20 protein-coding genes and 1 pseudogene are annotated in these 22,595 nt (G+C 66.4%); 11 read left to right on the top strand and 10 right to left on the bottom strand.

Going from position 1 to position 22,595, the window contains the following annotated elements:
- Positions 1-140 precede the first annotated feature (140 nt).
- The 5 genes from fni to crtB are packed head-to-tail and all read left to right on the top strand — an operon-like array spanning position 141 to position 6,115.
- Positions 141-1,190 (top strand): type 2 isopentenyl-diphosphate Delta-isomerase, encoded by a 1,050-nt coding sequence (gene fni, locus SFA35_RS15415; RefSeq protein WP_320571409.1) that lies wholly within the window; start codon positions 141-143, stop codon positions 1,188-1,190.
- On the top strand, positions 1,187-2,461 hold the full coding sequence (locus tag SFA35_RS15410; protein WP_320571408.1) for a glycosyltransferase: 1,275 nt from the start codon (positions 1,187-1,189) through the stop codon (positions 2,459-2,461). Before fni ends, SFA35_RS15410 begins: the two co-directional genes overlap by 4 nt.
- Positions 2,458-3,630 carry a lycopene beta-cyclase CrtY gene (gene crtY, locus SFA35_RS15405; protein ID WP_320571407.1) on the top strand — a complete coding sequence of 391 codons (1,173 nt, stop codon included), beginning with the start codon at positions 2,458-2,460 and terminating at the stop codon, positions 3,628-3,630. Before SFA35_RS15410 ends, crtY begins: the two co-directional genes overlap by 4 nt.
- A complete protein-coding gene (locus SFA35_RS15400; protein WP_320571406.1) occupies positions 3,627-5,144 on the top strand; it encodes a phytoene desaturase in 1,518 nt (505 codons plus the stop codon). Before crtY ends, SFA35_RS15400 begins: the two co-directional genes overlap by 4 nt.
- A complete protein-coding gene (gene crtB / locus SFA35_RS15395; protein ID WP_320571405.1) occupies positions 5,141-6,115 on the top strand; it encodes a 15-cis-phytoene synthase CrtB in 975 nt (324 codons plus the stop codon). The genes SFA35_RS15400 and crtB overlap by 4 nt, the downstream gene beginning before the upstream one ends.
- On the opposite strand, the gene SFA35_RS15390 is transcribed toward crtB, so the two are convergent.
- Complete coding sequence (locus SFA35_RS15390) at positions 6,097-6,594, bottom strand: sterol desaturase family protein (protein ID WP_320571404.1); 498 nt, start codon at positions 6,592-6,594, stop codon at positions 6,097-6,099. The genes crtB and SFA35_RS15390 overlap by 19 nt on opposite strands.
- Here SFA35_RS15390 and SFA35_RS26760 point away from each other — a divergent pair.
- From SFA35_RS26760 to SFA35_RS15380, 3 genes and pseudogenes are all read left to right on the top strand, one after another.
- Positions 6,551-7,435, top strand: a pseudogene (locus SFA35_RS26760) (MCP four helix bundle domain-containing protein); the annotation flags it as partial. The gene SFA35_RS15390 and the pseudogene SFA35_RS26760 sit on opposite strands and share 44 nt — an antisense overlap.
- Positions 7,436-7,477: 42 nt before the next feature.
- Positions 7,478-8,341: a methyl-accepting chemotaxis protein gene (locus SFA35_RS26755; RefSeq protein WP_414058548.1), complete on the top strand. Its 864-nt coding sequence runs from the start codon at positions 7,478-7,480 to the stop codon at positions 8,339-8,341.
- An 86-nt stretch (positions 8,342-8,427) separates the two neighbouring features.
- The gene (locus SFA35_RS15380; RefSeq protein ID WP_320571402.1) at positions 8,428-8,880 is read left to right on the top strand and encodes an REP-associated tyrosine transposase; all 453 of its coding nucleotides are present in this window, start codon (positions 8,428-8,430) and stop codon (positions 8,878-8,880) included.
- 460 nt (positions 8,881-9,340) lie between these two features.
- Here the strand turns inward: SFA35_RS15380 and SFA35_RS15375 are convergent, their stop codons facing one another.
- A complete protein-coding gene (locus SFA35_RS15375) occupies positions 9,341-10,633 on the bottom strand; it encodes an MFS transporter (RefSeq protein WP_320571401.1) in 1,293 nt (430 codons plus the stop codon).
- A gap of 181 nt (positions 10,634-10,814) precedes the next feature.
- On the opposite strand from SFA35_RS15375, the gene SFA35_RS15370 reads away from it, so the two are divergent.
- Positions 10,815-11,663 carry an oxidoreductase gene (locus SFA35_RS15370; protein WP_320571400.1) on the top strand — a complete coding sequence of 283 codons (849 nt, stop codon included), beginning with the start codon at positions 10,815-10,817 and terminating at the stop codon, positions 11,661-11,663.
- A gap of 36 nt (positions 11,664-11,699) precedes the next feature.
- Here the strand turns inward: SFA35_RS15370 and SFA35_RS15365 are convergent, their stop codons facing one another.
- The 5 genes from SFA35_RS15365 to SFA35_RS15345 form a co-directional block, all read right to left on the bottom strand.
- Entirely contained in the window at positions 11,700-12,668 is a 969-nt protein-coding gene (locus tag SFA35_RS15365; protein ID WP_320571399.1) for a sugar-binding transcriptional regulator, read from the bottom strand.
- Between the two features lie 27 nt (positions 12,669-12,695).
- The gene (locus tag SFA35_RS15360; RefSeq protein ID WP_320571398.1) at positions 12,696-13,559 is read right to left on the bottom strand and encodes a carbohydrate ABC transporter permease; all 864 of its coding nucleotides are present in this window, start codon (positions 13,557-13,559) and stop codon (positions 12,696-12,698) included.
- Between the two features lies 1 nt (position 13,560).
- On the bottom strand, positions 13,561-14,457 hold the full coding sequence (locus SFA35_RS15355; protein ID WP_320571397.1) for a sugar ABC transporter permease: 897 nt from the start codon (positions 14,455-14,457) through the stop codon (positions 13,561-13,563).
- 87 nt (positions 14,458-14,544) lie between these two features.
- A complete protein-coding gene (locus SFA35_RS15350) occupies positions 14,545-15,879 on the bottom strand; it encodes a sugar ABC transporter substrate-binding protein (RefSeq protein WP_320571396.1) in 1,335 nt (444 codons plus the stop codon).
- Between the two features lie 57 nt (positions 15,880-15,936).
- Positions 15,937-16,965, bottom strand: coding sequence for a zinc-dependent alcohol dehydrogenase (locus SFA35_RS15345; protein WP_320571395.1), 1,029 nt, complete (start codon positions 16,963-16,965; stop codon positions 15,937-15,939).
- 127 nt (positions 16,966-17,092) lie between these two features.
- Between SFA35_RS15345 and SFA35_RS15340 the strand changes: the two genes are divergently transcribed.
- Positions 17,093-18,262 carry a sn-glycerol-3-phosphate ABC transporter ATP-binding protein UgpC gene (locus tag SFA35_RS15340; RefSeq protein ID WP_320571394.1) on the top strand — a complete coding sequence of 390 codons (1,170 nt, stop codon included), beginning with the start codon at positions 17,093-17,095 and terminating at the stop codon, positions 18,260-18,262.
- On the opposite strand, the gene SFA35_RS15335 is transcribed toward SFA35_RS15340, so the two are convergent.
- Positions 18,263-19,288, bottom strand: coding sequence for a diguanylate cyclase (locus SFA35_RS15335; RefSeq protein ID WP_320571393.1), 1,026 nt, complete (start codon positions 19,286-19,288; stop codon positions 18,263-18,265).
- Between the two features lie 228 nt (positions 19,289-19,516).
- Between SFA35_RS15335 and SFA35_RS15330 the strand changes: the two genes are divergently transcribed.
- Positions 19,517-20,725, top strand: a complete 1,209-nt coding sequence (locus SFA35_RS15330; protein WP_320571392.1) for an acyl-CoA dehydrogenase family protein — start codon at positions 19,517-19,519, stop codon at positions 20,723-20,725.
- A gap of 33 nt (positions 20,726-20,758) precedes the next feature.
- Here the strand turns inward: SFA35_RS15330 and SFA35_RS15325 are convergent, their stop codons facing one another.
- A complete protein-coding gene (locus SFA35_RS15325; protein ID WP_320571391.1) occupies positions 20,759-21,382 on the bottom strand; it encodes a glutathione S-transferase in 624 nt (207 codons plus the stop codon).
- 80 nt (positions 21,383-21,462) lie between these two features.
- Positions 21,463-22,530, bottom strand: a complete 1,068-nt coding sequence (locus tag SFA35_RS15320; protein WP_320571390.1) for an FUSC family protein — start codon at positions 22,528-22,530, stop codon at positions 21,463-21,465.
- Positions 22,531-22,595 lie beyond the last annotated feature (65 nt).

Raw genomic sequence — 22,595 nt, 5'->3', positions numbered from 1 at the left:
CGCTGGCAGTTGCCATACGCACGTCATTTTCTTATACATGACTTATGCAGTTTCCGCTGTCGCGTACAACAGTGCCACGTATTACTGACAGCCAAATCGGCAAAAGACTCCCTGCCGCAAGCGGGATTGAAGGAGCCGCCATGAGCGAAGCCGAGCTGACACAGCGCAAGGATGACCACTTGGACATCGTCCTCGACCCGCGGCGTGCCCAGCGCGACACTCATTCGGGGCTGGCGGCGGTGCAATTCGAGCATTGCGCCCTGCCGCAGTTGCGCCTGGCCGACATCGACCTGCGCGCCTCGCTGCTCGGTCGGTCGCTGCGCGCCCCGCTGTTGATCAGCTCGATGACCGGCGGAGCGCAGCGCAGCGCCGCGATCAACCGTCATCTCGCTGAAGCGGCCCAGGCCTTGGGCATTGCCATGGCGGTCGGCTCCCAGCGTGTGGCCTTGCGCGGCGCCAATGATCATGGCCTGACGCGCGAGCTGCGGCGGCTGGCACCGGACGTGCCGCTGCTGGCCAACCTCGGCGCCGCGCAGCTGCTCGGCAGCCAGGGCCTGGACAATGCCCGGCGCGCCGTCGACATGCTCAAGGCCGATGCCCTGATCGTGCACCTGAACCCCTTGCAGGAAATGCTCCAGACCGAAGGCGACCGCGACTGGCGCGGGGTGCTCGAGGCGATCGCCGAAGCCGCCCAGGCCCTCGGCGTACCTTTGGTGGTCAAGGAGGTCGGTGCCGGGATCAGTGCGCGGGTGGCCGTGCAGCTGGTGGCGGCGGGTGTCCAGGTCATCGACGTAGCCGGTGCCGGCGGCACCAGTTGGGCGGCGGTCGAAGCCGAGCGTGCCCTCAGCCCGGCCGATCGCGCTGTGGCCGCAGCCTTCGCCGATTGGGGCATCCCCACCGCGCAGTGTATCGCCGGCGTGCGCGCCGCCCTGCCGCAGGTCCCGCTGATCGCCTCGGGGGGCATTCGCGACGGGCTCGACGTCGCCCGTGCCTTGCGCCTGGGTGCCGACCTGGCCGGGCAGGCGGCGGGGGTCCTGGCGTGCGCCACGCAGTCCACTGCAGCGGTCATCGAACACTTCGAGGTCATCATTCGCCAGCTGGCCATCGCCTGCCTGTGCACCGGTTCGGCGAACCTGGCGGCGTTGCGCCAGGCGCCGCTGCTGGCCGCGCCTGCCCAGGACCTTGGATGACTCATTTCGCCGTCGTCGCGCCGCCGTTCTACAGCCACTACAAAGCCCTGCAGGCCTTGGCCGGCGAGCTGCTGGAGCGCGGTCATCGGGTCACCTTCATGCATCAGGCCGATGCCCGGGGCTGGCTCGACGACCCCCGGATCGGCTTCGTTGCGCTGGGCGCGAGCAGCCATCCACCCGGCAGCCTGGCGGCGTTGCTGCGCCTGGCGGCGCAGCCGGGGGGCGTGCGTGGCCTGCACCGGCTGATCGGCGAGCTGGCCAACACCACCGCGATGCTGTGTGCCGAGTTGCCTGCGGCGCTGGCGGCGCTGCAGATCGATGCGCTGTTGTGCGATCAAATGGAGGCCGCTGGCGGCCTGGTGGCGAGCGCGCTGGGCCTGCCGTTCATTTCGGTGGCCTGCGCGCTGCCGATCGACCGCGAGCCGGGTCTGCCGCTGCCGGTCATGCCGTTCGCCTACGGCACGCGGCCCTTCGACCTGCAGCTGTATCAAGGCAGCACCCGGGTGCATGACTGGCTCATGCAACCATTGCGGCGCCAGCTGCACCGGGCCTGCCGGCAGCTGGGCGTGGCGCCGCGCGATGGTTTGCACGACTGCCTGTCGCCCTTGGCGACCATCAGCCAGACCATCGCCGGCTTCGATTTCCCGCGCCGGCAGCCGCCGGTCAATTGGCACGAGGTAGGTCCACTGCGTGGCGAGTCGACTGCCAGCCAAGCCCTGCCGGTGCTCGTCGAATCAGGTCGGCCGCTGGTATTCGCCAGCCTGGGCACCCTGCAGGGCGGGCGGCTGGACATGTTTCTGCGGATCGCCCAGGCCTGTCGCCAGCTCGATACGCAACTGTTGGTGGCCCACTGCGGTGGCCTCGACAGCGCGCAGGAGCAGCGTGTGCGCGCCGCCGGTGCCAGCTGGGTCGGCGACTTCGCCGCCCAGCAGGCGGTGCTGGCCCGGGCCGATGCGCTGATCACCCATGGCGGTCTGAACACGGTGATGGACGCCATCGCCAGCGCCACGCCGATGCTGGTGCTGCCTATCGCCTTCGACCAGGCTGGCGTGGCCGCGCGGGTCAGTTACCAGCGCATCGGCCTGCGCCTGTCGCGGCGAGCCCGCCCGCGGGCGCTGATGCAAGGGCTGCTGGCCTTGCGCGAGCTGCCCGGCGAGCCGTTGCAACGTCTGGCCGCAGTGCTGCAACAGGCCGGCGGCGTAAGCCGCGCGGCCGGCGTGATCGAGGCGTCGCTGCGGCCCGCAGGCGCCGCGCAGGAGCGCTCGGCATGAATGATGAATACGATTTGATCCTCGCCGGCGGCGGCCTGGCCAACGGCTTGATCGCCTGGGAGCTCAAACGCCGCCAGCCGCAGCTGCGGGTGCTGCTGGTCGAAGAGCAGGCCACCCTGGGCGGCAACCACACCTGGTCGTTCCACCAGGGGGATCTGGACGCCGAGCAGCACCGCTGGCTGGACCCCTTGGTGGTCAAGCGCTGGGACCGTTACCAGGTGCATTTCGCCAACCTCAGTCGGGAAATGCCCAGTGGCTACGCCAGCATCACCTCCGAGCGTTTTGCCCGGGTGATTGGCACAGCGCTGGGCCAAGGCCTGCTGAGCCACACCCGGATCGCCAGCCTGACCCCGCGCGAGGTGCTGCTGGACAACGGCCAGATTCTCCACGCCGCCGCTGTCATAGATGGCCGCGGTGCGGTCAACAGCCGGCACGTGGCGCTGGGCCGGCAGGCGTTCGTCGGGCAGCTGCTGCGCCTGCACCGGCCCCATGGGCTTGACGCACCGATCATCATGGACGCGCGGGTGGAGCAGGGCGACGGCTATCGCTTCGTCTATGTGCTGCCGTTCAGCCCCGACACCCTGCTGGTCGAGGACACCCACTACATCGACGACCAGCCGCTGGCGGTGGAGCGCCTGCGCGACAACATCGCCCGCTACGTCGCGGCCCAGGGCTGGCAGATCGCCGAGGTGCTGCGCGAAGAACAGGGCCTGCTGCCCATCACCCTGGCCGGCGACGCCGACGCCTTCTGGGCCGAAGCCGAGGGCCAGCCACGTGCCGGCCTGCGCGCCGGCCTGTATCACTGCACCACCGGTTATTCGCTGCCCCACGCGGTGCGCCTGGCGCGCTGGCTGGGGCAGTTCCACAGCTTTCATTCCGAGCGGCTGTTCGAGGCGCTGCGGCGCCATGCGCTGCACGCCTGGCGCCAGCAGGGCTTCTATCGTTTGCTCAATCGCATGCTGTTTCTGGCCGGCGAGCCTGCGGACCGCTGGCAGGTCATGCAGCGCTTCTACCGTCTCCCCGAGCCGCTGATCACGCGCTTCTATGCCGAACGGCTGGGCGTGCTGGACAAGCTGCGCATCCTCACCGGCAAGCCGCCGGTACCCGTCGGTGCCGCCCTCGCGGCGGCGCTGCGTTTCGCTCCCAGGCATTTCGAGAGGCCGGTATGACATCAGTGCACAGTAGCGCCACCCCGGGCGAGCCGCGCCGCGCCGTGGTCATCGGTGCAGGATTTGGCGGCCTGGCCCTGGCCATCCGCCTGCAGGCCGGCGGGGTCGCCACCACCTTGCTGGAAAAACGCGACAAGCCCGGCGGTCGTGCCTATGTCTACCAGGACCAGGGGTTCACCTTCGACGCCGGGCCGACAGTCATCACCGACCCCACGGCCATCGAGGAGCTGTTTGAAGTGGCCGGCAAGCGTCTATCCGACTATGTCGAACTGCTGCCGGTGGCGCCGTTCTATCGGCTGTGCTGGGAAGACGGTACGGTATTCGACTACGCCGACGACCAGGCTGCGCTCGACCGCCAGATTCATGCCCTCAACCCCCGCGACGTGGCCGGCTACCAGCGGTTTCTTGCCTATTCCCGGGCGGTGTTCGAAGAGGGCTATCTGAAGCTTGGTGCCGTGCCGTTCCTGAGCTTTCGCGACATGCTCCAGGCTGGCCCGCAGCTGGCCAGGCTGCAGGCCTGGAAAAGCGTGTACGCGATGGTTTCGCGCTTTATCGAGCATGACAAACTGCGCCAGGCGTTTTCCTTCCATTCCCTGTTGGTGGGTGGCAACCCGTTCGCCACCTCGTCGATCTACACCCTGATCCATGCCCTGGAGCGTCGTTGGGGCGTGTGGTTTCCCCGGGGCGGTACCGGAGCGCTGGTGCAGGGCCTGGTGCGCCTGTTCGAGGATCTGGGCGGGCGCCTGGAACTGAACGCCGAGGTCGCCCGGATCGAGACCCGTGAGGCCCGGGCCACAGGCGTGCAGCTGGTCGATGGCCGTCAGTTCCCCTGCGACCAGGTCGCCTCCAACGCCGACGTGGTGCACACCTATGCTGGCCTGCTCGGCGGCCACCCGCGCGGGCGCAGCGAAGGGCAGCGCCTGAAGAAGCAGCGCTTCAGCAACTCGCTGTTCGTCATCCATTTCGGCCTCGACCGGCCGCAGCCGCAACTGCAGCACCACACGGTGTGTTTCGGCGCCCGCTACCGCGGGCTGATCGACCAGATCTTCAAGGGCCCGGGCCTGGCCGAGGACTTTTCCCTCTACCTGCATGCACCTTGCATCACCGACCCGAGCCTGGCGCCTGCCGGTTGCTCCAGCCATTACGTGTTGTCACCGGTGCCGCACCTGGGCAATGCGCCGCTGGACTGGGAAGAGGAGGGGCCGCGCTACCGCGAGCGGATCTTCGCCTACCTGGAACGCCACTACATGCCGGGCCTGCGCGATCACCTGGTGACCAGCCGGATCTTCACCCCGGTGGATTTTCGTGATCAGCTCAATGCCCACGTCGGCTCGGCCTTTTCCCTTGAGCCATTGCTGACCCAGAGTGCCTGGTTCCGCCCGCACAATCGCGATGGGCAGCTGGCCAATGTCTACCTGGTGGGCGCCGGTACCCATCCCGGCGCTGGCGTGCCGGGGGTGATCGGCTCGGCCAAGGCCACCGCCGGGCTGATGCTGCAGGAGGTAGGCGAATGAACGCACCGTCGCCCTCCCAGCCGTCGTTGCTCGAACATGCCGAGCAGAGCATCTCGGTCGGCTCGAAAAGCTTCGCCGCCGCCGCGCGCCTGTTCGACCCGGCGACCCGGCGCAGCGCGGTCATGCTGTACGCCTGGTGCCGGCATTGCGACGATGTCATCGACGGTCAGGTACTGGGCTTCGACGCCCAGGCGGTGCCGGCCGATGAGCATCGGCGGCGTCTGGGGCGCCTGTACGAGCAGACCCGCGCCGCCTATGCCGGCATGGCCATGAGCGAGCCGGCCTTCGCCGCCTTCCAGGAGGTTGCCCGGCGCCATGCCATTCCTCAGCGCGACGCGTTCGATCATCTCGAAGGCTTCGCCATGGACGTCCAGGGGCAGATTTACCAGACCCTGGACGACACCCTGCGCTATTGCTACCACGTGGCCGGGGTGGTCGGGTTGATGATGGCTCGGGTCATGGGCGTGCACGATGAAGCGACTCTGGACCGCGCCTGCGACCTGGGCATTGCCTTCCAGCTGACCAACATCGCCCGTGACATCGTCGAAGACGCCCAGGCCGGCCGCTGCTACCTGCCGCGCCAATGGCTGCACGAGCTGCACATCGCCCCCGAGCAGGTCGCCGAGGGTGCCAACCGCGAGGCCCTGGCGGTGCTCTCGCGGCGCCTGGTGGCCCTGGCCGAGCCTTACTACATGAGCGCCAGCGCCGGCATCGCGCGATTGCCGTTGCGTTCGGCGTGGGCGGTCGGCACCGCCCGCAACGTCTACCGGCAGATTGGCGTGCGGGTCGACAAGCTCGGCGCTCAGGCGTGGGATGCACGGGTGTCGACGTCCAAGGCGGACAAGCTGCGCCTGGTGCTGCAAGGTGGCATCAGCGCGCTGAGTGCTCGCGGAGTGGATTGGCCGCCGCGTGATCCGCAGCTGTTTCAGCGGCCGTCAGGCCGGCCTGACCCTCAAGACCGCGGGCTCTGATCCTCGCGCCGCAGCGGCCCGCCATGCAGCTCGCGCAACTCGCGCCTGAGCCTCTCGGCCGAAGGCGCATACAGGAAGCCGAAGGACACGCAGCGCTCCTTGCCGTCGACCGCGTGGTGCATGCGGTGGGCCTGATACAGGCGCTTGAGGTAACCACTGCGCGGCACATAACGCAAAGGCCAGCGCTTGTGCACCAGGCCATCATGCACGAGGAAATACAGCAGCCCGTAACCGGTCATGCCGGCGCCTATCCACTCCAGTGGATGGGCGCCGCGCGTGCCCAGCCAGATCAACAGGATCGCCACCCCGGCGAACACCAGCGCGTACAGATCGTTCTTTTCGAACCAACCTCCGCGCGGCTCATGGTGCGAGCGATGCCAGCCCCAGCCCCAGCCGTGCATCACGTACTTGTGCGCGACATAGGCGAAACCCTCCATGAGGGTCAGAGTGACGAGAAACACCAGGGCATCGAGCAGCATGGGCGGGGCCTGTGGAGGGACCCGCTTTGGACCCTGGCAAACCTGCGCGGTTCGCCTCAAGTCGGCGCCGAGTGCGCCGATAATGCTTGTACGACCTCTGACCACAAGCGAGATAAGCACAATGTCACTTCGCAGCCTCTCCATCGCCCGCCGCGCCGGCCTGGGTTTTGCCTTGATTGCCCTGCTGGTGGCGCTGCTCGGCGCCATGGCGCTGTCGCACATGGCAAGCATCCGCGAGCGCGCCGTGCAGGTCGAGGACGACCTGGTGCCGAAAATGCGCCTGGTCAGCGACATCCGCGAAGTCATGCTGCGCATCCGCACCATTTCCCTGCGCATGGCGCTGGACCCCAACCCGGCCAGCATCGCCCAGTACCGCAGCCAGATGGACACCCGCAACCAGGACCTGAGCAAACAGCTGCAACGCCTCAGCGGCCTGCTCGATACGCCGCAGGTGCACGGCCTGTATGACCAGTTCCAGGTCACCCTGGGCCAGTATCAGCAAGGCATTGCGCAGTCCTTCACTTTGGCCGAGAAGCAGCAGACCGACGCCCTCGACAAGCTGCTGCTGGTGGACATGAAAACCGTGGTCGATGGCTCCGGCACCCAGCTCAATGCCATCGCCGACTACTACAACGCGCAGATCACCGCCCAGGGCCAGGCCGCCGAGGCGCAGTACGGCCGTTCGCGGCTGATGGTCATCCTGCTAGTGTCGCTGGCCGCACTGGGCACCGTGCTGCTGGCCTGGCTGCTGACCCGCAGCATCGTCGGCCCGTTGAAGCTGGCCATGCGCGCGGCCGAAAGCGTGGCCGAAGGCGACCTGACCCAGCGCGTCGAGGTCAGCGGCAACGACGAAGTGACCCGCCTGCAGACCGCCCTGCAAACCATGCAAAGCAGCCTGCGCGGCACCTTGCAGTTGATCCATGGCTCGGCCGGGCAGATGGCGGCCGCCGCCGAGGCGCTCAACGACATCACCGACCAGAGCAACCTGGGCCTGCAACGTCAGACCGCAGAAATCGAACAGGCTGCCACCGCAGTCAACCAGATGACTTCGGCCGCCGAAGAGGTGGCACGCAATGCCGTGTCCACCTCCCAGGCCACCCAGCACTCCAATGACACCGCCCTGGCCGGCCAGCAGCGCGTCGGCGAAACCGTGGCAGCGATCCAGGCCCTGAGCGGCAATATCGACGAAAGCTCGACCCTGGTGCAGAACCTCGCCGACCAGTCCCGCGACATCGGCAAGGTCCTCGACGTGATTCGTTCCATCGCCGAGCAGACCAACCTGCTGGCGCTCAACGCCGCCATCGAGGCCGCCCGCGCCGGCGAGTCGGGGCGCGGTTTCGCCGTGGTCGCCGACGAGGTCCGCGCCCTGGCCCATCGCACCCAGCAGTCGACCCTGGAAATCGACCAGATGATCACCGCCATGCGCAGCGGCTCCTCCCAGGCGTTGGACTCGATGCAATCGAGCACCCAACGCGCCAGCGCCACCCTGGCCCTGGCCGAAGGTGCCGGCGGCGCGCTGAGCGAAATCACCGCCTCCATCGACCAGATCCACCAGCGCAACATCGTCATCGCCAGCGCCGCCGAAGAGCAGGCCCAGGTGGCCAAGGAAGTCGACCGCAACATCACCAACATCCGCGACCTGTCTACCGAGTCCTCCTCGGGCGCCGGGCAGATCAGCGGCTCCAGCCACGAGCTGTCACGCCTGGCGGGCACACTGAATGATGCGGTGGCGCGGTTTCGGGTTTGAGCTCCCGACATACCCCGACACCTGTTGCTGCTGGACGCTTCACCCGTGACGCCTGACCTTGCCTCTCTCAACAGGAGGGCAAGGGAATGTTCGAGAAAGCCAGTCATCTGCGCACCGGTCGAGTGTCCGAAACAGGGCGCATCTATCTGATCTCTACCGCTACTATCAGGCGTCAGACGTTCTTCAGCGATTGGCAGCTGGGCCGTCTGGTGGTGGCTGAACTCAGGTCCCAGGAGCACCGGGGCTGCGCCCGCAGCATCGCCTGGGTGCTGATGCCCGACCACCTTCATTGGCTGGTCCAGTTACATGATGGCGACATCTCAGCGCTGGTCTTGCGGGTGAAATGCTTGTCGGCGCAGTCGATCAACCGAGCATTGGGCACCAGGGGCGCTGTTTGGCAGAGAGGTTTTCATGATCGAGCGATCCGTCGTGAACAAGACCTGCAAGCCATAGCCCGATACATAGTGCGCAACCCGATCAGAGCCGGCCTGGTCGAGCGGGTCGGGGATTACCCGTTATGGGATGCCTGTTGGATCTGATGTCCTACGCCATCTTGGCCGTTACACACCTCGAGGCAGGAGCCGGCGAAGCTGGCGAACGGGTCACCCCGCCCCAATGCATGGCGCGTTCCGCCAGCGCCGTTCGGGTTGCAGCCCTCGCCAGCTGCGCCGGCTCCTACGCCGCACTCGGTTGCTGCACCGCCGTAGTAGGAGCCGGCGAAGCTGGCGAACGGGGCACCCCGCCCCAATGCCGGTTCGGTTGCAGCACCTGCCGTTGTAGGAGCCGGCGCAGCTGGCGAACGATGCACCGCCGCCCCAATGCCGGTTCGGTTGCAGCACCTGCCGTTGTAGGAGCCGGCGAAGCTGGCGAGCGATGCACCGCCGCCCCAATGCCGGTCGCGTTCGGCCAGCGCCGTTCGGGTTGCAGCCCTCGCCAGCTGCGCCGGCTCCTACGCCACCCTCGCTTGCTGCATATCCTGGCGAGCGTGGCAACGCCGTTCTAATGGCTTCGATAGGCCTCTGCCTGCCCGCCAACCGGCCTGTCAGCGTTGGCCACACTGGGTTCCATCGTCATGTCCGCCCCGGTCGCGTTCGGCAGGCACAGCGCTGCGATGAAGGCAATCGCGTACGAGCTGATGGCAAACACGCCCATCGCGGTGGGCAGGCCCATACCGGTGGAGGCAAAGCCAACGGCCGCAGGCATGATCGAGCCGAAGCCTCGCCCGAAGCTGGTACAGAAACCCGCGCCGTTGGCGCGGATTCGCGTTGGGTAGAGCTCGGCGAAGGCAACCGGCAGACCCGAGGCCAGCCCTCCCTGGAAAGCGCCGAGCAGCAGGCCCAGGCCCAGGGTCACTGCCATGTTGATCGGCGCGAAGGTGTACACCGCCACCACGCAGGCCTGGCAGGCCAGGAACAGCATGAAGGCCTTGGCGCGGCTGATGTGGTCGCTGATGCGGCCATAGATGAACGGACCGAGCAGCGAGCCGACGATGTTCACCGCCAGGTAGCCGGAGGTAGAGGCCACGGGCAGATTGAGGACCATGCGCATGTAGGTCGGCAGCCAGGTGATCATGATGTAGGCTCCGCCGAAGATGCCGCTGGCCAGCACCGTGCTGATCAGTGTCACCCGACGATGATCGTGGCCGAAGATTTCCCGCAGGTTGAGCTTTTTCTTCGCGCCACGGCTGGCCCGGTTGAAGGCCTCGGACTCGGGCACCAGACGGCGGATGAACCAGATCAGCAAGGCCGGCAGCAGGCCGATGGCGAAGAACGCGCGCCAGGCGATGTCCTCGGGCAGAAAGGCGAATACCACGGGCATCAAGGTCAGGGAGATCGCGTAGCCCACGGCATAGCCGCTCTGCACCGAGGCCGCGACGCGGCCGCGCAGGGCCGGGGCGATGGCTTCGCTGATCAGCACGGCACCCACCACCGCCTCCCCGCCATAGCCGATGCCTTGCAGGAAGCGCACCGGCAGAAACTCCCAGAAGCTGCTGCACAGGCCTGCCAGGCAGGTGAACGCAGCCACCCACATGACCGTGCCCTGCATCACCTTGACCCGCCCGAAACGGTCGGCGAGCAGGCCGGCGGCCCATCCTCCCAAAGCACTGCCGATCAGCGAGACCGAGCCGAGCAGGCCGGCGTCGGACTTGCTCAGGGCCAGCACCGTCATCAGCACGGGCATCATCAGGGCATAGATGGTGGAGTCCATCGAATCGAGCGTGAAACCGCCGAAGCAGGCCCAGTAGGTGCGCTTTTCCGTAGCCGTAAGCGCCGAGTACCAACCTAATCGCATAGCGTGCCAACCCTTGTTGTTGTGATGTTCAGCTGAGCGCCATGCTAATGGCAGGCACGCGCGGGCAGGGCTGCGAATGGCTGATGCAGCCCGCGATTCTGTTTATGTGCGCGGGCCGGGGGAACTCCATCGGCCGCGCAGTTTCCAGATCACACACCCTGCGCGCAAAGGACTTCTCCCCATGCTCAACCAAGACAACCCCGTATGGCTGATAACCGGCTGCTCCACCGGCTTTGGCCGTGAACTGGCCCGGCTGGTGCTGGCCCGTGGTTGGCGCGCAGTGGTGACGGCGCGCAATCCCGCAACCCTCGAAGAGCTGGTCAAGGGCCATGAGGACAGGGCGCTGGCTCTGGATCTGGATGTAACCCAGCCGCGTCAGGTACTGGCCGCCGTGGCCCATGCCAAAAGTCATTTCGGGCGGATCGATGCGCTGGTCAACAACGCCGGCTATGGCTACCTGGCGGCCATCGAGGAGGGCGAGGACGCGGCGGTACGGGCGATGTTCGAGGCCAACGTGTTCGGTCTGGTGGAGATGACCAAGGCGGTGCTGCCGATCATGCGCGAGCAGCGCAGCGGCATCATCATCAACCTGTCGTCCATTGGCGGCCTGACCAGCTTCGGCGCGACGGGCTACTACCACGGCACCAAGTACGCAGTGGAAGGCATCTCCGAATCGCTGGCGCTGGAGGTCAAGCCACTGGGTATCGATGTGCTGATCGTCGAGCCGGGGCCTTTCCGGACCCACTGGGCCGGGCCGTCGATCAAGTCGTCGGCCACGGTGATCGACGACTACGACGCCACCGCCGGCGAGCGCCGCCGGCAGACTGCCGCGCGCAGTGGCAACCAGGCCGGCGACCCGGTGCGCGCGGCTGAAGCGATCATCCAGGCCGCCACCTCGCCGAAGCCGCCACTGCGCCTGCTGCTGGGCAAACAGGCGTTGCAGCTGGCGCGGCAGAAGCTGGAAACCTTGCGTGCCGACTTCGACGCCTGGGAGGCGGTGACGGTAGGGGCTGATTTTCCGCAATCCTGAGTCACGGCGGGGCCTGCATCGCGAGAAGGAGCCAGACTAGCTGGCCAGCAACTCCAGCGCCGCCACTTCATCGATCACCAGTTCGTGCACCACGCCGCGCTTGAGCACCGCGCCGATGATCTCGGTCTTGTACGGCCCGCCAGACACCAGCACCACCTTGGCGATGCGCGCCAGATCTGTGAGCTCCAGGGAGATCGCCCGGCGATTGAACGGGTGGTCGACTTCCTCGCCGTCGCGGTCCAGCCAGCGCCCCAGCAGGTCGCCCACCGCGCCGGCGGCCCGCAATGACTGCGCATCCTCGGCATTGACCAGACCCAGCTCGAGCATCAACGAACGCTCGCTCAGATCGCCCACGGTGAGCAAGGCCAGGTCGGCCTGCCGCGCCCGAGCCAACACGCTCTGCACCGAGGGCTCGGCGAGAATCATGTCGCGGTACTGCTCGGAGGGCGCGAACACCGGGGCGGCCAGGTAGTAATAGGCGCCGCCGAACAGCCCGGCCAGGCTCGAGGCCAGCTCCACGGTGTTGTTCGCCGAGCCGTAGTGCAGGCCGCCGAGCAGCGACACTACGGTCATCTCGTTGAGCGCCTTGCCTTGCAGCTCACGCACCGCTTCGCGCAAGGTGCGGCCCCAGCCGACGGCCAGGGTGCAGCCGTCGCGCAGGTGTTCTTCCAGGGTCGGCGCAACGCCGACCCCTAGCACCCGGAAGATCTGCGCCGGATCCTGCGGCGAGGGCACCACGCTGACCCGCTGCAGCCGATAACGCTCTAACAGGCGCTGTTCGAGGGCCACGCAGGAGGCCAGGCGCGAATTGATGCGGATCTGCACCAGACCGGTTTCGCGACACACGGCCAGCGCCTTGTTGACCCGTACCCGGGTAATGCCGAACAGGTCGGCAATCTGCTGCTGGGTCATGTTGCCAACGTAGTAGTGCCAGGCGATGCGCACATTCAACTGCTCGTCGGGATTGACCGCTTCGTTCTGCATGGGCTCTGCCGGGTTGTGCACGGGGTTCCTCGATTCTATCGGGGGCGGCTACTTGACGGCGCCCATGGTCAGACCTTGTACCAGATGGCGGGAAACCATCAACGCAAAAATGATCACGGGAAACACGATCAGCGTGCCGGTGGCCATGATTTCCCCCCACGGCAGGTCGTAGCCGCTCATGAAACTGGTGGCAGTGACCGGTGCGGTGCGCGCGTTGTTGCGTGTGAGCACCAGCGCGTAGAGCAGCTCGTTCCAGGAAAAGATGAACGAAAAGATTGCCGACACCGCCACCCCGGGCATGGCCAGCGGCAGGGCGATGCGCCAGAAGATGGTCAAGCGCGAGGCGCCGGACAGCCGCGCCGCTTCGTCGAGGTCCCGGGGCACGGCGCGAAACTGGTCGGTGCAGATCCACACCACGATCGGCAGGTTGAAGGTCAGGTACACCAGGATCAGCACCAGTTGGGTGTCGATCAGGTTCAGGCTGCGCGCCATCAGGAAGATCGGCAGCGCGACGACGATCGGACTGAGCATGCGGTTGGTGATGAACCAGAACCACAGGTCCTCCTTGCCCTTGAACTCGAAGCGCGCCAGTGCGTAGGCCGCCGGTGTACCAAGGCCGACCGCCAGCACCGTGGTGCTCACCGCGACCATCAGCGAGTTGCCCAGGCTGTGCAGCACGTCGCGCTGGAACAGCACCTGCACGTAGTTATCCAGATGCGGGGTGAACAGCCACACCGGCGGTGAGGCCAGTGCCTCGGCCTGAGTCTTGAGGCTGGTGGCGACCATCCAGTAGAACGGGAATACCGCGAACAGGAAGATCGCCAGCAGGCCGACCAGGTGCCAGGCGTTGACCTTGAAAGCCGGGCGCGCGCGTGGATTTGCTTGGCGGGCTGGGATGGCCAGGGTACTCATGTCAGATCTCCCGATAGACGAACTTGATGTACAGGCGCGCCAGGACAATGGTCAGAATCAGCAGGACGATGGCCTGCGCCGAGGCCAGGCCCTGGTCGAACACGCGAAAGCCGATGCGCTGGATGTACACGCTGACCAGCTCGGTGGCCGCACCCGGGCCGCCGCGGGTCATGGTGAACACGGTGTCGAACATCTTGAGGATGTCGGCGGTGCGCAGGATCAGGATCACCGTGACGCTGGGCAGCAGGAACGGCAGCTGCACATGCCGCACGATCTGCCAGCGGTTGCGGGTCTGCAGGCGGGCCGCTTCCTCGACCTCGGTCGGCACCATGGTCAGCCCGGCCAGCAGCACCAGGGCGCAGAAGGGCGTCCACTGCCAGATGTCCATCAGCGCCACGGCCATGAAGGCATTGCCGGTGTCGCCCAGCCATTCCACCGGCCCGGCGCCGACCAGGGCGAGCAGGGCGTTGGCCACGCCAAAGTCGCGGTTGAAGATCAGCCGGCCGATCAGGCCGGCGACGGCCGGTGCGGTGGCCAGTGGAATGACCAGGCTCATCCGCGCCAGCAGCTTGAAGCCGGCCAGGCCGGGCTTGTGCAGCAGCAGCGCGACGATTAGCCCCAGGGCCAGCTGGATGGGCACCACGGTGACGAGAAACAGCCCGGTAAGACCCAGCGCGGCCCAGAATGATGCGTCGTGCAGGACGTTGGCGTAGTTGTCCAGGCCGACGAAGGGCGTCGGGTCGCGCGGCTTGGCCAGGTTGTACTGGCGAAACGAATTGACCAACGCGAACAGCGTTGGAAAGATGCCGATCAGGGCCAGCGCCACGGTGGCCGGGGCGAGGAAGGCGAAGGCTGCGCGGGTGTTGTTCCACAGGGTAGGGAAGACGGGCTTGGACATGGGGCCTCGCTGCACGGTGTGCTGTCATGAAGCCGGCCTGGCGGCCTCTGCCACTGAGTCGTTGGCGACCGCCAGGCCCGCTTGGCGCTACTTCAACAACTTCGCCTTGCCGTCGTAGTAGCCGGCCTTTTGCAGGATCTCCTCGACCTTGCTGCCAATGGTTTTGGCGCCGTCGGCGACGCTGGTCTTGCCGAGCATGATCGCCGTGCCGTTCTCGCCGATGACTTCGGAAATCTCCGGCCATTGCGGGAAGCGCGGACGGTAGTCCGGGACTCCGCCTTCCCAGGAAGTGACCATGGGTTGCACGAATGGATAGCGGCTCTGCACCGCTGGGTCCTTGTACACCGCCATGCGCCCGCTGACGCCGCCGGCCTCCAGGTACGGCTTGGCCATGGCTTCGGAGGTGATCCACTGAATGAACAGCCACGCAGCGGCTTTCTGCTTGTCGTCGGACTTGGCATTGACCCCCAGCGAGAAGCCCCCCAGCGCCGGTTTCAACCCCGCGCTGCCCTTGGGCTCGGTCGCCACTGCCAGGCAGTCGGTGATCTTCGACTTGGCCGGGTCGGCCAGGGTGGCGTAGAACGCCGACCACTCGGTGATCATCGCCACCTTGCCCTGGGCCAGCGCGTTGACCGACTCGTTGTGGTCGTAGTCGACGATCCCCGGGGGCATGTACTGCATCAGGTCCTGGCGAAATTGCAGGCCCTGCTGGGATGCCTTGGAATTGAGGTTGGACTTGAACTTGTCGTCCAGCAGCGAGCCGCCGAATGGCCAGAGAAAACGCATGAAGCTGTCGGCTGATTGGGTCTCGCCACGCCGCGATTGCAAGGCGAAGGCGTAGCGGTCCTTGCTCTTGTCGGTGAGCTTGGGCGCGTAGACCTTGAGCAGTTCGTCCCAGGTGGCGGGCGGCTTGTCGAAGCCGGCGTCCTTGAGCATGCACTTGTTGTAGAACAGCAGCCCCGAGTAGTTATCGAAGGGCAGGCCGTAGGTCTGCTTGTCCCAGCTGCCAAACGACTCCAGCAGGATCGGGAAGAAACCGGCCAGGTTCAGCGCCGGGTCAGCCAGCTTGGGGTCGTTGCTGAAGGTGGTGACCGGTTCCAGCCAGCCGTTGCCGGCGAACTCGCCGATCCACACCACGTCGGTCAGCACCACGTCCAGTTGCTCGCCGGAGGTGAAGCTGAGCACCTCGCGCTCGCGGCTGTTTTCATAGGGCACGGTCTCGTAGCTGACCTTGATGCCGGTGGCCTTCTCGAACTCGGGCAGCAGCTTGATGGCGGCGGCGTAGCCCGGGCGGTCAAGGAAGATGGCCTTGATCTCGGTGCCCTTGTAGGGCGCGGCAGCCTCCTGCAAGGTCCAGGCGTGGGCCGTGCCGGCCGCCAGGGCGACCGACAGCGCGAGGGCGTTGACGACGAGCTTGTTCATGGGGGTGACCTCTTTATTGTTTTGGTTGAGGACTACTTTTTTGTGCTAAAGCGCCTGTCAGGGGTTCGGCAGGATGATGGTCTTGAGCGCCCCATCGACGAAGTCCGATGGAAAGCTGAAGGCCGAGTTGGTGTCGCTCAGGTCGAAGCGGTGGGTCACCAGGCCTTCGACGTCCACCGCGCCGCGCGCTACCAGCTCGATGGCGCGGTCGTACACATGCCCCATGCGCCGTGACATGCGGATGTCCAGGCCCTTGCGCCGCAGCAGGGAAGCGCTGAGCGGGGTGTACTGGTCGCCGTCGGGAATGCCCACCAGCACTACGCGGCCACCGATGCGTGCCGAGTGCGCGGCAATCTGGAAGCCCTGCGGCGAGTTGGTCGCCTCCAGCACCAGGTCGACGCCGCGCCCTTCGGTCCATTCGCTGATGGCTTCATAGCTCGCCGCGCTCTTGTCGGCGCCCAGCTCCAGGGCCTTGTTGGCGCGGTAGGCAATGGGGTCGATGGCGTAGATGGCCTTCTTGCACATCTGCCTGGCCAATTGCAGCAGGCACAGGCCAATGGGCCCGCAGCCGATGATGGCGACGGTTTCAAAGGTCTTCTTCGAGCCGGCCAGGTCCATGGCGTGAATGGCCACGCCCAGGGGTTCGAGCATGACCGCCTGCACCGCGGTGAAGTGCTCCGGCACCGGGTAGATCTGGCTCGGCGCAACCACGATGTATTCGGTCATGGCGCCGTGGGTGTGCGGTGGCGAGCCGAGAAACACCACGTGTGGGCACAGGTTGACATGGCCGCGGCCGCACCATTCGCACTGGCCGCACGGCCGAGCCGGGTCGACCGCCACCAGCTGGCCGGCGCGCAGCCCCAGGTGCGGCTGGTCATCGACCACGCGTCCGGCGAATTCATGCCCGGCGATGAACGGCTGGGTGATCCGCGCATGGCCGATGGCGCCCTCCTTGAAGTAATGCAGGTCGCTGCCGCAGACGCCGACCGCGCTGACCCGCAGCAGTACTTGGTCGCCAACCGGCACCGGCACCGGGCGTTCGCCGATGCGGATGTCGCGAATGCCGTGGATGTAGGCCGCACGCATTTTTCTCCCTCCTTGACATTTGTAATATCTGAATTACAAATGATCGTAGAGCGAAAAGGCTTGCTGTCAAGGCGGTTTTTTCGGCGCTGGCCGCCACCTCAACCAAAACAACAAAGAGGACTGCATCTTGACCGAGCTCAGCTTGCGCGGCGTCGAAAAGGCCTATGGCGACATCAAGGTGTTGCATGACATCGACTTGTCCATCAACAGTCGCGAATTCGTGGTGTTCGTCGGCCCCTCGGGCTGCGGCAAGTCGACGCTGCTGCGCTGTATCGCCGGGCTCGAGAGCATCACCCAGGGCGCCATCCGCATCGGCAGTCGCGACGTCACCTACCTGGAACCGGCCGACCGTGGCGTGGCCATGGTGTTTCAGTCCTACGCGCTGTATCCGCACATGAGCGTCTACGACAACATCGCCTTCGGTCTGAAGATGCAGAAAATGCCCAAGGCGCAGATCGCCGCCAAGGTCCAGGACGCCGCCCGCATCCTGCAGCTCGAACCCTTGCTCACGCGCAAGCCCAAGGCGCTCTCCGGTGGCCAGCGCCAGCGCGTGGCGATCGGCCGGGCGATCGTGCAGCAGCCCGAGGTGTTCCTGTTCGACGAACCGCTGTCCAACCTCGATGCATCGCTGCGCGTGCAGATGCGCATCGAGATCGCCAAGCTGCATGCTGCGCTGCAGGCAACCATGATCTACGTCACCCACGATCAGGTCGAGGCGATGACCCTGGCCGACAAGATTGTGGTGCTCAACAAGGGTGGCATCGAGCAGGTTGGCTCACCGCTGCAGCTTTACCATCACCCCTGCAACCGTTTCGTGGCCGGCTTCATCGGCTCGCCGCAGATGGGCTTTGTGCCGACCACGGTGCTGGCGACCGCCGCCGAAGGCGTGCAGGTCGGCCTGCCTGGCGGGGCGCGTCTGTGGGTGCCGGTGAACGCTGCCGGGGTGGCGATCGGCAGCCCGCTGACCCTCGGCCTGCGCCCGGAGCATCTGTCCGAGCAGGGCCTGGGCGATGCGCAGTTCAGCGCCCAGGCCCTGCTGGTGGAGCATCTGGGCGGCGAGACCTTTACCCATGCGCAGACAGGCGACGGCTTGCAGGTGATGGTCAAGGGCGATGGCATGTCGACGGTGCAGGCGGGGCAGACCGTGCTGATCGGGGTCAGCGCGGCGCGCTGTCACCTGTTCGACGAGCAGGGCCGAGCCCTGCCTCGATTGCAGGAGGTGGGGCAGGTGGCGGGCATCAAGGCCAACAGCTCGCGGGCTGTGCCCGCGCCCACGGGCGAGACGGGACAGGCCTGATCAGGCCGCGACGATCTGATTGCGGCCGCGGCGCTTGGCGTCGTACAAGGCATGGTCGCAGGCCCGTAGCCAGTCTTCGACGTTTGCATGGGCGCTGGCAAAGCCCACCACGCCGATACTCAGGGAAACGGCGGGAAGGTCCAGGCGGTGTTCGAAGGTTTCGCGCAGGCGGGTCTGCAGGCGCTTGAGCAATACCTCGGCCTGGTCGACATCGGCGCCGCGCAGGATCAGCCCGAATTCGTCGCCGCCGATCCGCCCGGCGATGTCGCTGGACCGCTTGACCTCGGCCAGCACGGCGCCGAACAGCTTGATCACTTCATCGCCGATCAGGTGGCCGTAGCCGTCGTTGATCGCCTTGAAATGATCGATGTCGATCAGTGCCAGCGACGTCGTCCCGGCTCGGCGCAGGCCCAGGGTGTATTCGGCGTCGAGCATCAGCCGCCAGGCGCCCTGGTTGAGCAGGCCGGTGAGGCTGTCGGTGCGGCTGAAGTCACGAAACGCGCGCTTGTGCTCGGCCAGCTTGGCCGCCAGCCGATAGGTTGCCGCGCCCAGCGCCAAAGGGTAGATCGCCAGCATCGGCAGGCAGGCATACACCTGCAGATGGGTGGTCTCGGGCACGAAGCCTGGGCGCAGCAGCGCCACGCCGGCGAGCAGGGCGGCCGTCATTGCCGCCAGGCACGCACGCAGCAGGCCCGGCCCGCCGACCGCGATGCAGTTCATGCACAGCATCGACACCAGGATGGTGGTGGGCAGCAGGTTGAAATGCATGGCCGCGACCCACAACCCGCCCAGAGCCGATTCGAGCACCATGTTGCGACGTTCGCCGTCGTACTGGACCTTCTGCCCACGTGCCAGAACGAACGCCACGTGGGGCCAGATAAAACCATTGAACACCAGCAAGGCCCAGATCCATAGCGGCGTTGGCAAGGTCCAGAGCACAGCGGCCACCGCCCAGAAGCCGATGCCGCAGCCGATGATGCGCGGCAGGTAGATGCGTTTAGCGAAGGATCCGATGGTGCGTATCATGGGTTGACTGTCAGGGCACGGGTTCAGCGTGAAGTGTATCCTGTCATTGATAGCATTAAGCCAGCCTCGGACCAAAGGTCGCACCGGGCTGTCGGCTGGGCAACAGCGGTTCCACAGAATGTTGCTTGCACGAACAGGCGCACGGCGCCGATCCCCGTTTTCCAGGGCCTGGAGCGCAGGCATGGATACTGCAAAGCTGCCTGGTCATCTCTTTGTCCAGGAATGCTCATGCCCCCTCTGTCTGTCGTCCGCACGCGTGCGGCCACTTCTGTCGCCGACCTGCATACCCGCCTCGACGCGCTGCTGCCGCAGATCGCTGCCGGCGCCGCCGAACGCGAGCGCGAACGGCAACTGCCCTACGAGGCCATCGCCAGCCTGGCGGCGGCCGGCCTCTACACCGCGCGCATCCCGGCGCAATACGGCGGGCCGGGCGCTACGGTCAGCGAGGTGATTGCCTTGCTGTTGCGCGTCGCGGCCGCCGATTCCAATGTCGCCCAGGCCCTGCGCCCCGGGCTGGGCTTCGTCGAAGGGCTGCTGGCCTCTGCCGCCGACGGTGCCGAGGTCGAGCGCCAGCGCTGGTTCGAGCGTTACCTGCAAGGGGCAGTGCTGGGCAATGCCGGTTGGGAGTTGGGCGGGGCCAATGGGGTGGTCAGCGCGCGCATCGTTCGCGAGGGCGAGCATTACCGGGCCAACGGCAGCAAGTACTACAGCACCGGCTCGCTATACGCCGACTGGGTCAGCGCCGTGGCGCTGGACGAAGATGATCAGCCGGTGTCGTTCGTGCTGCCCCGTGACCGTCAGGGCCTGGTGCTGCTCGACGACTTCGATGCCATGGGCCAGCGCCTGACGGCCAGCGGCACCACGCGCCTGGACAATGTCATCGTCTATCCCGACGAGATCCGCCCGCGCACTGTGGAGGAGGGCAAGCGCAGTATCGTCACGCCGTTCCTGCAGTTGTTCCTGGCCACCGTGCAAGCCGGAATCGCTCGCAATGCGCTGGAGGATGCGGTCAGGTTCGCCCGCGACTTCGCCCGACCGATCAAGCACAGCAGCGCCGCGCGCTCGGTGGACGATCCCTACGTGGAGCTCAGCGTGGGTGATATCAGCGCCCGCGCCTTCGCCGCCGAGGCAGCCGTGCTGCTCGCGGCGCGCAGCATTGATCGGGCGTGGCAGGCGCAGTTGACCGAACTGGACGTCGACCAGGCGGCCGTGGATGTTGCCCAGGCCCAGTTCCTTGCCGCCGAATCGGCGCTCAAGGCCGCAGAACTGCTGTTCGACGTCGGCGGCGCCTCCACGACTGGGCGCAGCCACAACCTCGACCGACACTGGCGCAACGCACGTACCGTGGCCAACCACAACCCACGCCAGTGGAAGGCCGCTGCGGTCGGCGCCTGGCAACTCAAGGGCACGCCGCCGCCGACTTCAGGGTTGTTTTGATCTGGGGTCTGCGGTTGCCGAACAAGCTCGGTCCTACTCGTAGCTGTAGGCCCCGCCTTTTTTCACCGCAGCCTTGTAGGCCGGGCGCGCCTGGAAGCGCTCGACCCACGCCGACAGGTGCGGGTATGGGCCCAGCAGGCCCTGCTTGCGGGCGATCTCGCCGATGAAGCTCATCTGGATGTCGGCGCCGCTGAGCTCGTCGCCCAGCAGGTAGTCGACCTGGCTCAAGGCGTTGTCCAAGTAGCCCAGGTAGTTGGCCAGCTCGCTCTTGATCCGTGGCTGCAGGGGCGCACCGGCGTCGCCCAGGCGGCCGACGTAGAGGTTGAGCATCAGCGGCAGCATCGCCGAGCCTTCGGCGAAATGCAGCCATTGCACGTACTCGTCGTAGGTGGCGGAGGCCGGGTCCGGTTGCAGGCGGCCGTCGCCGTGGCGGCGGATCAGGTAGTCGATGATTGCACCGGACTCGATCAGCGTGTGCGGACCGTCCTGGATCACCGGCGACTTGCCCAGCGGGTTGATCGCCTTGAGCTCGGCCGGGGCCAGGTTGCTCTGCGGGTCGCGCTGGTAGAACTTCAGCTCGTAGGGCACCCCCAGCTCTTCCAGCAGCCAGAGGATGCGCTGCGAGCGCGAATTGTTGAGGTGGTGAACGGTGATCATCGGCAAGGTCCTTCGCGGTTGGGAGCCGGCATTCGGCAATAGGTGTCAGGTTCTGGACGCCGCCCACCAGGATTAGTGCCTCAGATTTTCCATCGGCCCGACGTCTGCGCCAGTTTGCGTTGCAGGGCGTCGACGTTTTTCAACAGCTCCAGGGTCAGCAGTGCGTAGCCGGCCAGCTGCGCAGGGGCGCCGGCGGCGGTCACCGCCGGGTCGGCGCCACGGCCCAGGCGTGCGGTGGCGCCGCCCTTGAGCGCTCGGGCCATGCCCAGCAGCTGGCGGGACAGTTGACGGTGCTCGGCGGCCAGGGTCGACTGCAGCTGCGCCATGGCATAGGCGTCGCTGACCGGCGGGCGCAGGTTGCCGAGCAGCTCAAGGGTACTCAGGCACAGGCGGAAATGGCCCTGGATGGCGTCCAGCTCGGTCACCGAGATACGCACCTCCTTGGACACCGAGGGCATCAGCGAGCGCAGTTGCAGCATGATCAGGTTGAGCTTGCGCATCAATTTGAGGTGCTCGTCGCTGCCCACCGCCTCGCCACGGATGATGCGTTTGTAGACCTGGGCGCAGCCGCGCAGGCCGTCGGCCAGGTTGTAGCGCCAGGAGTAGACCGCATAGAGCGGCAGGGCGAAGGAGAAAGCCAAAGCCAGGACAATGCCGATGAGGATGTCGACGGTGCGCCACAGGCCGTCGCTGAGCGGGTTGTCGCCGTGCCCGGCGACGATGAACAGGGTGATGGCCGAGAGCAGGGCGGTATAGCCACCCTTGCCGATGGCGTGGTAGGCGAAGAAACCGCAGGCCACCGACATCAGCAGGTAGGTCAGCAAGGGCAGCCCCAGGTAGTTCTGCTGCGCCACCACCAGCAGGCCGAGGCCCGCGCCGATCAAGGTGCCGTAGGCGCGCTCCACGGATTTCTTGCCGATGTTGCCGTGGTGCTGCAGGCCGCCGATGACGATCAGCAGGGTCACCGAGGCCCATTCACCGTGGGGCAGGTGAATGCCGGTGGTCAGCAGTATCGACACCAGGAGCCCCATCACCACCCGCGCGGCGTGGATCAGGCGGGCATGGCGGTAGCGGCGATAGGGGTCGAACAGCGGGCGCAGCAGGCGGCGAGACCCTGAGACCAGGGTGTGAACGAAACGGTGGGACATGTAGGCGGGTGCTTTGCGAAGTCGAGCGCACGAGCATAGCAAAGGTTTAGAACCAACTGCGCAGC

It is taken from the genome of Pseudomonas sp. HR96 (assembly GCF_034059295.1).
In the GTDB taxonomy this organism is placed as follows: domain Bacteria; phylum Pseudomonadota; class Gammaproteobacteria; order Pseudomonadales; family Pseudomonadaceae; genus Aquipseudomonas.
This window is presented reverse-complemented; position numbering and strand designations above follow the sequence as displayed.

What these genes read in the sequence shown, in the direction of transcription:
- SFA35_RS15320 (WP_320571390.1), bottom strand. Translation starts at nt 22,530, where the DNA reads ATGTCCCACCGTTTCGTTCACACCCTGGTCTCAGGGTCTCGCCGCCTG.
- SFA35_RS15325 (WP_320571391.1), bottom strand. Translation starts at nt 21,382, where the DNA reads ATGATCACCGTTCACCACCTCAACAATTCGCGCTCGCAGCGCATCCTC.
- SFA35_RS15335 (WP_320571393.1), bottom strand. Translation starts at nt 19,288, where the DNA reads ATGATACGCACCATCGGATCCTTCGCTAAACGCATCTACCTGCCGCGC.
- SFA35_RS15410 (WP_320571408.1), top strand. Translation starts at nt 1,187, where the DNA reads ATGACTCATTTCGCCGTCGTCGCGCCGCCGTTCTACAGCCACTACAAA.
- SFA35_RS15370 (WP_320571400.1), top strand. Translation starts at nt 10,815, where the DNA reads ATGCTCAACCAAGACAACCCCGTATGGCTGATAACCGGCTGCTCCACC.
- fni (WP_320571409.1), top strand. Translation starts at nt 141, where the DNA reads ATGAGCGAAGCCGAGCTGACACAGCGCAAGGATGACCACTTGGACATC.
- SFA35_RS15375 (WP_320571401.1), bottom strand. Translation starts at nt 10,633, where the DNA reads ATGCGATTAGGTTGGTACTCGGCGCTTACGGCTACGGAAAAGCGCACC.
- SFA35_RS15345 (WP_320571395.1), bottom strand. Translation starts at nt 16,965, where the DNA reads ATGCGTGCGGCCTACATCCACGGCATTCGCGACATCCGCATCGGCGAA.
- crtB (WP_320571405.1), top strand. Translation starts at nt 5,141, where the DNA reads ATGAACGCACCGTCGCCCTCCCAGCCGTCGTTGCTCGAACATGCCGAG.
- SFA35_RS15400 (WP_320571406.1), top strand. Translation starts at nt 3,627, where the DNA reads ATGACATCAGTGCACAGTAGCGCCACCCCGGGCGAGCCGCGCCGCGCC.
- SFA35_RS15355 (WP_320571397.1), bottom strand. Translation starts at nt 14,457, where the DNA reads ATGTCCAAGCCCGTCTTCCCTACCCTGTGGAACAACACCCGCGCAGCC.
- SFA35_RS15350 (WP_320571396.1), bottom strand. Translation starts at nt 15,879, where the DNA reads ATGAACAAGCTCGTCGTCAACGCCCTCGCGCTGTCGGTCGCCCTGGCG.
- SFA35_RS15380 (WP_320571402.1), top strand. Translation starts at nt 8,428, where the DNA reads ATGTTCGAGAAAGCCAGTCATCTGCGCACCGGTCGAGTGTCCGAAACA.
- crtY (WP_320571407.1), top strand. Translation starts at nt 2,458, where the DNA reads ATGAATGATGAATACGATTTGATCCTCGCCGGCGGCGGCCTGGCCAAC.
- SFA35_RS15330 (WP_320571392.1), top strand. Translation starts at nt 19,517, where the DNA reads ATGCCCCCTCTGTCTGTCGTCCGCACGCGTGCGGCCACTTCTGTCGCC.
- SFA35_RS15360 (WP_320571398.1), bottom strand. Translation starts at nt 13,559, where the DNA reads ATGAGTACCCTGGCCATCCCAGCCCGCCAAGCAAATCCACGCGCGCGC.
- SFA35_RS15390 (WP_320571404.1), bottom strand. Translation starts at nt 6,594, where the DNA reads ATGCTGCTCGATGCCCTGGTGTTTCTCGTCACTCTGACCCTCATGGAG.
- SFA35_RS26755 (WP_414058548.1), top strand. Translation starts at nt 7,478, where the DNA reads ATGCAAAGCAGCCTGCGCGGCACCTTGCAGTTGATCCATGGCTCGGCC.